Here is an 11,916-nt window from a genome sequence, read left to right as displayed (position 1 = left end):
TATTCATTAGATTACTTTATATTAAACCATGCAGGTTTTTTGCTTGCACGGATCACGGATCACGGGATACTACACTTGAATTTTCAATGGGACATATTCATAGCCGCCCTGGGGCTTGCTCTGATCCTCGAGGGTCTGCCCTATTTTCTGGGACCTGAGGCTGTAAAAAAACTTGTGGGTAAGGTGTTGGAACTTCCCCCTTCCTCGCTGAGGTTCTTCGGCCTTACCGCTATTGTTGCGGGTCTTGCTCTGGTGGCTCTGTCTCGGCTGCTGGGATAATCCCCATCTGCAGAAATCCCATTACGAATTGAGTATTCAGAATTGAAGAAACTTCAGCCCCTTATTTAAGGATTACGAATTGAGTACAAAACCACCTCATAGAATAATCCTTAATTCTCAATTCTCAATCCTCAATTCATTGCTATCCCGGGCGTTAGTCATCACCGTCCTTCTGGCCATCCTCATTGTCACTCCGCTACCGGTTCGCGGAGACAATTCACCAGAAATACGGCTTCTGCTGGATGAAAATCTCCCGAGGGTAGTCGTCAGCGGCGCTTCTTTGCTTGTTGAAAGGCAGGATAGCACTAGCTGGAAGCCTGTTATTAGCAGGATCAGGATGGTGGCTTTCAGCCCAGTGTCGGGTGGGGCCCAACTGGATGGGTCAGATGTCGTGGCATCGGTTTACAGGATCAAGCCCGAGAAGGGGATGCTCATGTACGGCGGCCGTCCATTCAGGGGATACCTGACCGTCCTGATAAGCGCCGGGAGACTTATGGTGGTCTCCCAAATGCCCCTTGAATTCTACCTCGTGGGGGTAGTCAACGGGGAGATTGATTCATCCTGGCCCATGGACGCGGTAAAGGCCCAGGTGGTAGCTGCCAGGAGTTACGCTCTTTATCAAATGAAGGTCCAGGCCCTTTATTATGATCTTAAAACCGATGTTACCAGCCAGGTTTACGCAGGTTTTGATTCGGAGGACGAAAGGACAAGGGAGGCGGTTAAATCGACCCGTGGACAGGTCCTGTACAAGGATGAGGAACTGATCCAGACATTCTTTCACTCTTCATGCGGGGGAAACACAACCTCGGCTCGTGAGGTGTGGGGCATGGCACAACCGGCACAGGAGGGTGTTTATTGTGGAGAGTGTGAAGAGGCCCCCTACGCTCGCTGGAACCTGCCGCTGGAAGCCGGTGAGATCATTAGAGCAGTCAAAGCTTTTTTTCCCGGGGTAGATGGGGTGAGCTCCATGGGTGTTCACAGGAGATCCAGGGACGGAAGGATCCAAACTCTTTTCGCTGAAACAGGAAAAGGGCGTGTCCTTTTCGATGCCGGGGAATTCAGGAAAGAGATGGGGTACCGGCGGCTACCGAGCACCAGCTTCTCCCTGGGAATGTCCGGTGACAGGATTATCCTCACCGGCCAGGGTTACGGGCACGGTGTTGGGTTGTGCCAGTGGGGAGCCCGCGGAAGCGCTTTGCGGGGTATGGATTACAAGCAGATACTGAGGAAGTACTATGTAGGCGCGGAAATTCGTAGCGCCTACTAGCCCGCATTATTCATGATGGTGATAAGATGTGAGCTAACTGTGTGGCAAATATGGATAAATGTTAATAAAATGACATCAGTACGGCTGATACCAAAGTCGCAGAGCATGACAGCAAACAGAGCGCGATTTTCTCCTGCGTGCTGCGTGCTTAATGCTGCTGTGTGCCGTGGGATAGGCGCTTTTACTGCGTCCTGCGTCCTGCGTACTGCGTGCTGGGGGGGGAGATGACGAACAAAAACTCCTCACTCACTCTCGAATTATTCGACTATCATCTCCCCCCCTCTCTCATCGCCCAGAGGCCTGCCGATCTCAGGTCGGCATCGAAGCTGCTTCGGCTGGACCGGAAAGGGAGAAGTATCGAACACCATAACTTCAGCAGGCTGCCGGATTTTCTGAGGGAGGGGGATCTCCTTGTCCTGAACGACACGAAGGTTTTTCCGGCACGCCTCATGGCAAGGAGAGATACCGGTGGCGCGGTTGAGATCTTTCTGTTGAAGTTCCCGGTGGAAGGTGAGGAGACCCCTTGCCTTGTGCGCCCCGGCCGCAATATCCGCGATGAGGAGAGGCTTTTACTGGGAAAAGGGACGACCCTCATTATCAGACGCGGAAAGGACCGATTTAAGGACCGATTCACTGTGACCGGTGAGGACATCGGTCTGGGTGAGGCCGTTTGGAAGTTCGGTCAAGTGCCCCTTCCCCCTTATATCCGACGGGAGGCAGATGGTCCTGATGATGCTGACAGTGAGCGTTACCAGACAGTCTATGCCAGTGAGCCGGGAGCGGTGGCTGCTCCAACAGCCGGCCTGCATTTTGACGAGGATGTTCTTGGGCTTATCAGGGAAAAGGGAGTTCCCATCGGCAAGATCACCCTGCATGTGGGACCGGGTACATTTCAACCGGTGAGATCCCGGGATATTACAGAACACCGTATGGATGGTGAGTACTACACGGTACCGTCCGATACGGCGAAACTGATCGAGGATGTAAAGAAGGGCGGCGGAAGGGTTGTAGCAGTAGGTACCACAGTGGTCAGGACCCTCGAGTCGGCCTTCTGCACCCAGGGTGTCAGGGCAGGCGAGGGGACGAGCGAACTTTTTATCTACCCTGGCTATCGTTTCTCGGTTGTGGATGCCCTGGTCACCAACTTTCACCTTCCCGGATCCACTCTGCTCATGCTGGTCTGCGCCTTTGCCGGTACTGACTTCGTAATGCAAGCTTACAGGGAAGCGGTCAAACAAAACTATCGCTTTTACAGTTATGGGGATGCCATGTTCATAGAATAAAATAGTTCCGAGTTCCAGGTTCCGGGTTCCAAGAAAGGCGTAATTGTTTTCTAATGAACAGAAATAAGGTAAGAAGGCAAACAAGAAAAAGATAAAATAGTTTAATGGAGGTTTTTCCTGGAACATGGAACTGAAACCGGCGTGAAATTTACTCTACTGAAAACAGATCCATCCGGCGCCAGGGCTGGCGTCATTGAAACCGGTCACGGACAGGTACTCACGCCGGTATTCATGCCTGTCGGCACCTACGGGGCCGTCAAAACGGTCACGCCTTCGGAACTTGCAGATAGCGGTTCCACCATGATCCTTTCCAACACCTACCACCTGTACCTGAGACCGGGTTCCGAACTCATTCAACGCCTGGGTGGACTCCACCGCTTCATGGGCTGGTATGGCCCCCTTCTCACCGACAGCGGAGGGTTCCAGATCATGAGTCTGTCGGAACTTGCCAAGGTCACCGAGGAGGGTGTTACCTTCCGGTCTCACCTGGATGGAGACAGACACAACATAACTCCAGAGCTGTCCGTTTCCATACAGGAGCAGCTGGGAACCGATATTGCCATGTGCCTGGACGAGGTTGTTGATCCCCTTTCCCACAAAAAAACCATGGCTGGAGCGGTAGAAAGGACCAGAAGATGGGCCCAAAGGTGCCTTGACTCAAGAACCAGCCAGAAGATGGCCCTCTTCGGGATCGTCCAGGGCGGGACATTCCTCGATCTGAGAGTCGAGTCAGCCAAGGGGCTCATGGAAATGGGGTTCGATGGGTATGCGGTGGGGGGACTTGCTCTGGGAGAACCCAGGGAAGAGACGTGGGAGGCAGTTAAAAGCACGGCGATGATCCTTCCCGAGGATCGTCCCCGTTACCTTATGGGTATGGGGACCCCCATGGATCTTCTGGACGGGATCGAACGGGGCATAGATATGTTCGATTGCGTCATGCCAACCCGAAACGCCAGGAACGGTACCCTTTTTACCAGCCGGGGAAGACTTTCCGTAAAAGTGAACGCTCTGAAGGATGACCTTGGGCCGCCCGATCCTGACTGTTCCTGCTACACTTGCCTTCACTTTTCCCGCGCCTACCTGAGACACCTGTACATGACCGGTGAGATGTTGGGATTTCGGCTTTGCACAATTCACAATTTAAGTTATTATCACCAACTTGTATCCGGGGCGCGGGAAGCGGTCCTTTCCGGTTCTTTAACCGCCTACAGAAACCAGATCGAGTCGGGTTGGAACTCTGAGAATGAATAAGCAGTGACTGATTCCGGTACCCGGGTGGAATCTGAATACAATACAAGCGGATCTATATTGAGATCTGAGATCTGAGATTTGAGATGCCGGCTTCATGGCCGCTCTCCAAGGAGGAAAAAATGTTCACAGGTATTGCTTATGCAGCTCAGCCTGCGGGTCCTGGCGGTGGTCTGGGAGCTTTCATGCCCATCATCGTTCTGTTCGCAATCTTTTACTTCTTGCTCATTCGTCCCCAGCAGAAAAAGTCAAAGGAACACCAGGCAACACTCGATGCACTTCAGTCGGGTGACACGGTGGTCACTAACGGAGGTCTTTACGGGACGGTGATCAGGATCGATGGGCACGTGGTGACCCTGCAGTGTTCCGACAAGGTCCGTGTCAAGGTTGTTAAAAAGGCGATCTCATCCAAGGTTGACCCGTCAACAATGGAAGAGGGGGAATTGTAGCCAGTAAGAACATCCGGCAGGGAATGCGGGATCACTGGATTGATCCCCTGGCTGGATTGTCTGGAAAATTAGCATCGTATTGACCGTGGAAAATATAGGGTCGAGACGATGCCAGGAGGAAAAATGCGCACCAGAGTTAAAACAAGACTGATCATCGTATTTATTGTCCTCATCGGTGCCCTGGTGTCGGTGACACCTTCCCTCACCGGGTCGCTCCCAGGGTGGTGGACGAAGTTATTGCCTTCCAAGGCCGTTCAGCTGGGTCTGGATCTCATGGGCGGTATGGAGCTTCTCCTCGAGGTTCAGACCGACGAGGCCGTCAACAACAGCCTGACGAGGATGGCCAGCGATCTGAAGACCACCTTCAAAAGTAAGAAAATCCGGCTGAAAAGGGCCGAGACCACCGGGTTCAACCGCCTGGTTGTGGAGGTGGGAAGGGATAAGTACCGGGACGAGGCAATGACCATCTTACGGGGGGAATTCCCCGATGCCCTCGTTACCGAGGAAAGCGAAACCAAGGTCATCGTGAGCTACCCTGAGAGCGAGATCCTCAGGCTCAGAGAGAATGCCGTGGTACAGGCCATCGAGACCATCAGGAGCCGGGTTGACGAGTTTGGTGTGACGGAACCGACGATCCTGCGTCAGGGGGAAAACAGGATTCTCATACAACTGCCTGGTGTTAAGGATCCCCAGAGGGCCATAACCCTTGTCAAGCGGACCGCTGTTCTCAAATTCATGCTCGTAGACGAGGGTGCTTCCACCGACGCTGTTCCCCCAGGAGATGTGGTCCTGTACAGCCAGGATTATGATTCGGCGACCAGACAGACCCAGCGGACCCCCTACGTTGTGGAGGACAGGATCCTCCTGACAGGTGATACCATAAAGGACGCCAGGGTCCGCTACGACTCCCAGTATGGGCAGCCTTACGTTTCCCTGACCTTTGACAGCGTGGGGGCGCGTATTTTCGAGCAGATTACCGGGGACCACGTCAAAGAGAGGTTGGCCATTGTTCTCGATGACAGCATTTATTCCGCCCCCGTTATCCAGGAGCGGATCAGCGGCGGTCAGGCCTCCATAAGTGGGACCTTTACCCCGGATGAGGCCACCGATCTTGCTATCGTCCTCAGGGCAGGGAGTCTGCCTGCTCCAGTCAAGATCCTGCAGAAATGGACCGTTAGCCCCTCTCTGGGATCGGATTCCATACGCAAGGGACTCACGTCTATTGTCTTCGGTTTTTCCCTGGTCATCGTCTTCATGGTCTTTTATTTCCGCCTCTCGGGATTGGTTGCCAATATAGCGTTGATTATGAACCTGATCATCATCATGGCTGTTCTGGCTCTCTTCCAGGCCACTCTCACCCTGCCAGGTATAGCGGGTATCGTCCTTACCATTGGCATGGCTGTTGATGCCAACGTTCTCATTTTCGAGAGGATCAAGGAAGAACTCAGGACAGGAAAGACGGTCCGGGCAGCCATTGACGGCGGATATGGGAAAGCGCTTCTCACCATTGTCGATGCCAACGTGACTACCCTCATTGCGGCACTGGTCCTTTTTCAGTTCGGTACCGGCCAGGTGAAAGGGTTCGCTGTAACTCTCAGTATCGGAGTTATCACCAGCATGTTCACGGCCATCTTCGTTAGCCGAGCTATCTTTGAAGCCTGGCTTGATAACCGCACCCTCGATGAACTCAGTATCTGAGAGCGGGAGGCAAATAGAATAATGGATTTTATAAAACCTGGTATTAATGTTGATTTTGTAAACAGGAGTCGTATTGCTCTTATCTGTTCCCTGGTGGTCGCTCTTATCGGCATCGGGTCCCTGGTGATAAAAGGCGGCCCCCTTTACGGTATTGATTTTGCGGGCGGCACCCTGGTTCAGGTAAAGTTCAATCAGGCCCCCGAGGTAGGGGAGATTCGTGATGCCCTCGGTGGTGAGGGACTGGGTTCTTCCGTGATCCAGTCTTTGGGTGAGGACAAGGTGTCGATTCGTCTCATGAGCGAGGAAGGTCAGGCTGAAACCGTTTCCGAGGACGTTTTTGCCATTATTCAGAAGCGGTTCGGCCAGGACCAGGTATCCCTGGAACTTGTGGAGATGGTTGGCCCCCAGGTGGGTGCGGACATGCGCCGGAAGGGGATGTTGTCTATTCTCTATGCCATGGTGGGGATACTGATCTATATCACCCTGAGGTTCCAGTTCCGGTTCGCAATGGGTGCTATTGCTGCCCTCGTCCACGATATCACCATCACGGTGGGTGTTTTCTCCCTGCTTGATAAGGAGTTTACCCTTTCGGTCATCGCCGCTCTTTTGACCATTATAGGTTATTCCCTCAACGACACCATCGTCGTTTACGACAGGATACGCGAAAATATCAGGCGGACACCCAAGGATAAGCTGGCGTCTGTAGTAAACACCAGCATCAACCAGACCCTCAGCCGCACAATTCTGACCTCCGGGACCACCCTGTTGGTTGTCGCATGCCTTTTCGTGCTGGGCGGTGAGGTGATCCATGATTTCTCATTCGCTCTGCTCGTAGGAGTCTTGGTGGGGACCTATTCGTCCATCTACATTGCGAGTCCCGTTCTCCTGTTGGGTGGAAAGGGAGACGCTGTGGCCAGGGCCTCTGTAAGACAGGGGTAGCGTTCTTGAAAACCTCGCAAAAAGTCTCATCGAGACGTTTTACGAGGCGGGGGATGGCTTCCCCTCCCCCGCCAGGCGGAGTGAATCCGCCTGGTTCCACCCCCACCCTAGCTGTACGCCTGGCGTACAGCCTGCATGATGGATTTTGCGGCTCAATCCACCATGGTTGATCTCATTGTCTGGCTTTTTTTCGGGAGCGTCATGATTGTTGCGCTCCCGCTTCAGTTAGTGGGGCTGCCTGGTACGTGGCTGCTTGCGGTTGATGCGTTCCTCTTCCGGTGGCTCATGGGACCGGACCTGATCGACTATCACACAGTCATTATCCTTGGTCTTATGGCATTGTTTGCCGAGGTCCTCGAGTTCCTGACGGCTGTACATGGGGTTCGCCTGGGACCGCCCGTAAGGGGCGCAGTTGCCGCTAGCATCGTGGGCGCCTTTGTGGGAGGTCTTGCCGGGGCGCCGATAATGTTCGGTCTCGGGGCGATTCCCGGAATGGCAATAGGTGCCTGGCTGGCGGTTTTTACTGTTGGTCTTGCCGGCGGTGCTTCACTGGGCGGGGCGTCCAGGGCCGCCATGGGGGCCCTGACAGGCAGGATCAAGGGGACAGCCTTCAAGATGTTTGTGGCTGTGGCCATGGTTGCGGTGATCATCATGTCGCTGGTATTCTGAAAATATGAATTACAAAGGAAAAAAATGGGTCGTACGGCCCCAGGATCCTGAAACAGCCCTCCAGATCGCTGAAGCGCTGGATACGACCTCCCTGGTGGGGCAGGTGCTCCTGAACCGTGGTTTTGGTGATATCGAGGACGCGGCTCAGTTCCTTAACTGTCAACTGGCCGATCTCATCGACCCCTACGTGCTCCACGGTATGAAGGATGCTGTCGACAGGATCATCCTCTCCCTGGAAAAGAAAGAAAAGACCCTGGTCTACGGGGATTATGATGTTGATGGCGTAACGGCCACCTCCCTCATCCTCCTCTTTTTAAGGGATCTCGGGTTCTCCACTCATTACTATATCCCCAAGAGGGTCGAGGAGGGATACGGGGTCAATAAAGAGAGTCTCCGGAAGTTTTCCGAAGAAGGAGTAGGACTCATAATAACCGTGGACTGCGGCATCTCCTCTGTGGAGGAAATTGCCTATGCCAATTCTCTAGGTATGAGCGTTATTGTCACGGATCATCATGAACCCCCGATAAAACTTCCGGATGCAGTTGCCCTTATTAACCCCCTTCTTGCCGGATGTCCCTTTCCCTATAAAGCTCTTTCGGGTGTGGGACTGGCTTTTTACCTTATTGCGGGTTTGAGAAAAGAGCTCCGGGAAAAAGGTTTTTTCAAGGAAGGGGAGGAGCCTTCCCTGGTGCACTACCTGGACCTGGTGGCTGTGGGAACTATCGCGGACATTGTCCCCCTTACCGGGATCAACAGGATCCTGGTCAGGGCTGGTCTCGAGCAGATCAACGTAAATCCAAGACTGGGTATAAAGACCCTCCTGGATGTCTGTGGAATACAGCCGGGGCATGTGGACTCCTCTTCTGTAGCCTACAGGCTGGCTCCCAAGATCAACGCCGCTGGTCGGCTCTCCGATGCCATGAGGGGCGTGCTGCTTCTGACTACCGAAAGTCGTGAGGATGCCGAACGGGAGGCCGGGTTCCTTGATGTGGAGAACGAGGAGCGGCAGCGGATAGAGGGGAAGATCTACGCCGAGGCAGTGGAGATGATCCAGTCAAACGGGATCGAGAAAGATTTCCGCAGCATCGTTTTAAGCTCGGCCGACTGGCATCCCGGAGTCGTAGGGATAGTGGCATCCCGGCTCATGGAACGGTACTACCGTCCCACCATCCTACTCTGCCTTGATAACGGAGTGTACAAAGGCTCGGCCAGAGGTATTCCCAATTTTCACCTGTATCAGGGCCTGGCCAGGTGCCGTGATCTCCTCCTTGAGTTCGGCGGCCACAAGTACGCTGCCGGGATCAAGGTCGTTCCCGAGAACCTGGAGAAGTTCACGGAGAGGTTCGAATCGGTGGTGAGGGAAGTGGTACCGGAAGACGGATTCACCCAGGTGATGAAGCTGGACGCCGAGACCAGTCTGGAAGCACTCGGGATGGAGGAGGTTAGCAAGTTTCAGGGGCTGGCCCCCTTCGGGGCAGGGAATCCGGAGCCGGTAATACTCATCAAGGACGTCGAGATCCTGAACCCGAAAGTGGTGGGCCGTGATCACCTCAGCTTTCTTGCCAGGCAAAACGGCGTGACAATGGGCGCCATAGCCTTTCGTCAGGCTCATGAACTGGAGCATCTCAAGGAAAAGATGGAACTGGCCGCTGTCCCGGAGGTACAGGTATGGCGGGGCGTCAGCCAGGTGAAGCTGCGGGTGAAAGGGATGCGCGCAGCTGAAGATAAATGACGTGCGTGCGTAGGGCGTACGCGAGTATGTGCAAATGAATCCTGGCAAATACGCTCCACGCAGGTACGCATGCACGAGATCATTTGGGGGTACCCTTTGTCCGAGTTCAGATTCGATCCCGTGAAAAGAACCTGGGTGATCCTGTCGGCGGAGCGGGGGCACCGACCATCCCATTACCAGTCTTCATCCCAAGCTGTCCCTGAGCCGGAAAACTGTCCCTTCTGTCCTGGAAACGAGGCGATGACGCCGCCCGAGGTGTTCAGTCATCGCTCCCCTGACACAGTCCCTGATAGTCCGGGGTGGCAGGTGCGAGTGGTTCCCAACAAGTTTCCTGCTCTTGAAATCCAGCTGCCCTGGGAACCATACACGGAAGGGATCCACAGCCAGATCCCTGGTTTTGGCCTTTATGAGGTCGTCATCGAGACCCCGGTGAAGAACCGGCAGATGGTTGACATGGATGACGGGGAGATCATGGAGATCCTGGCCGTCTTTCGGGAGCGAATGCGCATTCACTTTAAAGACGGAAGGTTTAAAACAGTCATCCTGTTTAAGAACCACGGTAAGGACGCCGGGGCCAGTCTCGCTCATTCCCACACTCAGCTTATAGCCCTTCCTGTCATACCCAACAATGTTGATTCGCAACTTGAGAGCTTTGAGAAACATCTGGCTTTAACGGGCCGCTGCCTCATGTGCGATATCCTGGAAAGAGAAGGCAAGGACCAGGCCCGGGTCGTTGAGGAGACGGGCGGATATCTTGTTCTGGCTCCTTTCGCCGCATCTTCTCCTTTTCAACTGAACATTGTTCCCGAAGACCACGGCCACGATTTTTCAACGAGTAGCGACGACAGCCTGGGCAACCTTGCCCCGGTCCTCGGAGGAACGCTGAGACGCCTGCGCTCGGTCCTGGGTGAACATCCCTGGAACATGGTCCTGCACAACGCCCCGATGGCTGTGGAAGGGAAAACAGATGTTACGGCCTACCACTGGTTCCTGGAGATCACGCCGCGCCTGACGATCGTCGCGGGGTTCGAGATGGGCAGTGGGTTTAGTATAAATACCGTAGCTCCCGAAGAGTGTGCGGAGCTGCTCCGTGAAGCCAACAGGAGCCAGGAGCCAGAATCCAGGAGCCAGTAGCCAGGAGCCAGGAGCCAGGAGAAAGACAAGAGCCAGAGCTGAGTTACCGCGGAGTGTGCGGAAATACTCAGGATGCAGAATGTAGAATGTGGAATGTAGAATGTAGAACGTAGAACGTAGAATAAACGGATCACGGATCTCTGATAACGGATTATAAACGCAGGAGTAGATCAAGAGCTGTTTAAACGCAGTCGCTCTGCGGTAAAACCAGCCGCTTTCACAGTAAACAAAAAGGCGGCCTCACGGGCCGCCCTCTTTCTACTTGTTACCTGTTACTTTCTACTGATCTTATCCTTTATCTCTTAGCACTTTTCCCTGCCTTGACCAATATCCCCTTCAACGCCACCACAGCCTCTCCGGAGATCCCCAGATCCCCCATTTCCCTTTCCAGCTGCTCTGTCGTCCCGTTGCCGCCGATGTACCCGTTCACCCGCGTTACCGCGGTGGAGTCGGTAAATGCGTCTTCGCTGAGGAAGCGGCCTTTGTACTGATCCATGAGGGCATGGGTGTTTCTCAGGTAATACTTCTGGTGGTAGTCCTCAGCACGGGTGAAGCTTTCATAGGGAAGCAGCTCGGTGGATATTTTTTTCCCGTACTTTTTGGCAGCCTCATCCATCGCCCCTCTGGCTGTGCGTTCCTGCTCCTCACCATGGTAGAAGATCGCCGAAGCATACTGCCTGATGGGGGAGGGCCAGGTGAAGTTATGGTTTGAGAAAAACACCTCAAGCAGATTGGCATAGGAGATCTTTTCAGGGTCAAAATCTATCTGTATGGTCTCCATATGGTCACCGATCCGTCGGTAGGCAGGGTTCGATGAGGTGCCGCCAGCATAGCCTACCCGGGTTCTGATAACTCCGTCGAGACTCCCGTACCGGGAGTCAGGGCCCCAGAATCAGCCCATGGCAAAGGTGCCTGTTTTTATGTTTCCGGTTGCTTTTTTATCCATGGGTGGCAGTTGACCATTGCCTGGTTCTGCGGTTTTTCCCTCCAACTCCACCGTGAAAGGAAGGGCGCAGGCTGCTCCATCCGGTGCATCAGAGGTTTTTGCGGATATCCCTAACGGTATTTTTGATAATGCCATGGCTGCCACGGGTATAACTAACATCGAACTCAGCGCTAAAATAACGGTAAGGAATGTCGGTATCTGGAATGTTTCAATGTTCATGTGGTACCTCCCTGGTTATCTGATAAACCGTTAATGTACCATTACATTTTGAT

General features: G+C 53.8%; 11 protein-coding genes and 1 pseudogene. 10 read left to right on the top strand and 2 right to left on the bottom strand.

The window, feature by feature from the left end; all coding sequences use genetic code 11:
* Window positions 1-75 precede the first annotated feature (75 nt).
* The 10 genes from P1S59_01045 to P1S59_01000 all read left to right on the top strand — a co-directional run bounded on the left by P1S59_01045 (window position 76) and on the right by P1S59_01000 (window position 10,698).
* Entirely contained in the window at window positions 76-279 is a 204-nt protein-coding gene (locus P1S59_01045; GenBank protein ID MDF1524844.1) for a DUF2065 domain-containing protein, read from the top strand.
* A 337-nt stretch (window positions 280-616) separates the two neighbouring features.
* A complete protein-coding gene (locus tag P1S59_01040; GenBank protein ID MDF1524843.1) occupies window positions 617-1,546 on the top strand; it encodes a SpoIID/LytB domain-containing protein in 930 nt (309 codons plus the stop codon).
* A 224-nt stretch (window positions 1,547-1,770) separates the two neighbouring features.
* Window positions 1,771-2,829, top strand: coding sequence for a tRNA preQ1(34) S-adenosylmethionine ribosyltransferase-isomerase QueA (gene queA, locus P1S59_01035; GenBank protein ID MDF1524842.1), 1,059 nt, complete (start codon window positions 1,771-1,773; stop codon window positions 2,827-2,829).
* A gap of 141 nt (window positions 2,830-2,970) precedes the next feature.
* Window positions 2,971-4,080 carry a tRNA guanosine(34) transglycosylase Tgt gene (gene tgt / locus P1S59_01030; protein MDF1524841.1) on the top strand — a complete coding sequence of 370 codons (1,110 nt, stop codon included), beginning with the start codon at window positions 2,971-2,973 and terminating at the stop codon, window positions 4,078-4,080.
* Window positions 4,081-4,199: 119 nt separating this feature from the next.
* Complete coding sequence (gene yajC, locus P1S59_01025; protein MDF1524840.1) at window positions 4,200-4,526, top strand: preprotein translocase subunit YajC; 327 nt, start codon at window positions 4,200-4,202, stop codon at window positions 4,524-4,526.
* 123 nt (window positions 4,527-4,649) lie between these two features.
* Complete coding sequence (gene secD, locus P1S59_01020; GenBank protein ID MDF1524839.1) at window positions 4,650-6,224, top strand: protein translocase subunit SecD; 1,575 nt, start codon at window positions 4,650-4,652, stop codon at window positions 6,222-6,224.
* A 21-nt stretch (window positions 6,225-6,245) separates the two neighbouring features.
* Window positions 6,246-7,163 (top strand): protein translocase subunit SecF, encoded by a 918-nt coding sequence (gene secF, locus P1S59_01015; protein MDF1524838.1) that lies wholly within the window; start codon window positions 6,246-6,248, stop codon window positions 7,161-7,163.
* Between the two features lie 135 nt (window positions 7,164-7,298).
* Window positions 7,299-7,832 carry a DUF456 family protein gene (locus P1S59_01010; protein ID MDF1524837.1) on the top strand — a complete coding sequence of 178 codons (534 nt, stop codon included), beginning with the start codon at window positions 7,299-7,301 and terminating at the stop codon, window positions 7,830-7,832.
* A 4-nt stretch (window positions 7,833-7,836) separates the two neighbouring features.
* The gene (gene recJ, locus P1S59_01005; GenBank protein ID MDF1524836.1) at window positions 7,837-9,564 is read left to right on the top strand and encodes a single-stranded-DNA-specific exonuclease RecJ; all 1,728 of its coding nucleotides are present in this window, start codon (window positions 7,837-7,839) and stop codon (window positions 9,562-9,564) included.
* A gap of 96 nt (window positions 9,565-9,660) precedes the next feature.
* Window positions 9,661-10,698: a DUF4931 domain-containing protein gene (locus P1S59_01000; GenBank protein ID MDF1524835.1), complete on the top strand. Its 1,038-nt coding sequence runs from the start codon at window positions 9,661-9,663 to the stop codon at window positions 10,696-10,698.
* Between the two features lie 295 nt (window positions 10,699-10,993).
* Here the strand turns inward: P1S59_01000 and P1S59_00995 are convergent.
* Together P1S59_00995 and P1S59_00990 are read right to left on the bottom strand one after the other, a co-directional pair.
* Window positions 10,994-11,575, bottom strand: a pseudogene (locus P1S59_00995) (peptide-methionine (S)-S-oxide reductase).
* A 15-nt stretch (window positions 11,576-11,590) separates the two neighbouring features.
* Entirely contained in the window at window positions 11,591-11,863 is a 273-nt protein-coding gene (locus P1S59_00990) for a hypothetical protein (GenBank protein ID MDF1524834.1), read from the bottom strand.
* Between the last annotated feature and the right edge of the window lie 53 nt (window positions 11,864-11,916).

This window comes from bacterium (assembly GCA_029210965.1).
In the GTDB taxonomy this organism is placed as follows: domain Bacteria; phylum BMS3Abin14; class BMS3Abin14; order BMS3Abin14; family BMS3Abin14; genus JALHUC01.
This window is presented reverse-complemented; position numbering and strand designations above follow the sequence as displayed.

Coding starts and splice junctions, on each gene's coding strand:
- P1S59_01040 (MDF1524843.1), top strand. CDS start 617: ATGGTGGCTTTCAGCCCAGTGTCGGGTGGGGCCCAACTGGATGGGTCA.
- queA (MDF1524842.1), top strand. CDS start 1,771: ATGACGAACAAAAACTCCTCACTCACTCTCGAATTATTCGACTATCAT.
- yajC (MDF1524840.1), top strand. CDS start 4,200: ATGTTCACAGGTATTGCTTATGCAGCTCAGCCTGCGGGTCCTGGCGGT.
- secD (MDF1524839.1), top strand. CDS start 4,650: ATGCGCACCAGAGTTAAAACAAGACTGATCATCGTATTTATTGTCCTC.
- secF (MDF1524838.1), top strand. CDS start 6,246: ATGGATTTTATAAAACCTGGTATTAATGTTGATTTTGTAAACAGGAGT.
- P1S59_01010 (MDF1524837.1), top strand. CDS start 7,299: ATGATGGATTTTGCGGCTCAATCCACCATGGTTGATCTCATTGTCTGG.
- recJ (MDF1524836.1), top strand. CDS start 7,837: ATGAATTACAAAGGAAAAAAATGGGTCGTACGGCCCCAGGATCCTGAA.
- P1S59_00990 (MDF1524834.1), bottom strand. CDS start 11,863: ATGAACATTGAAACATTCCAGATACCGACATTCCTTACCGTTATTTTA.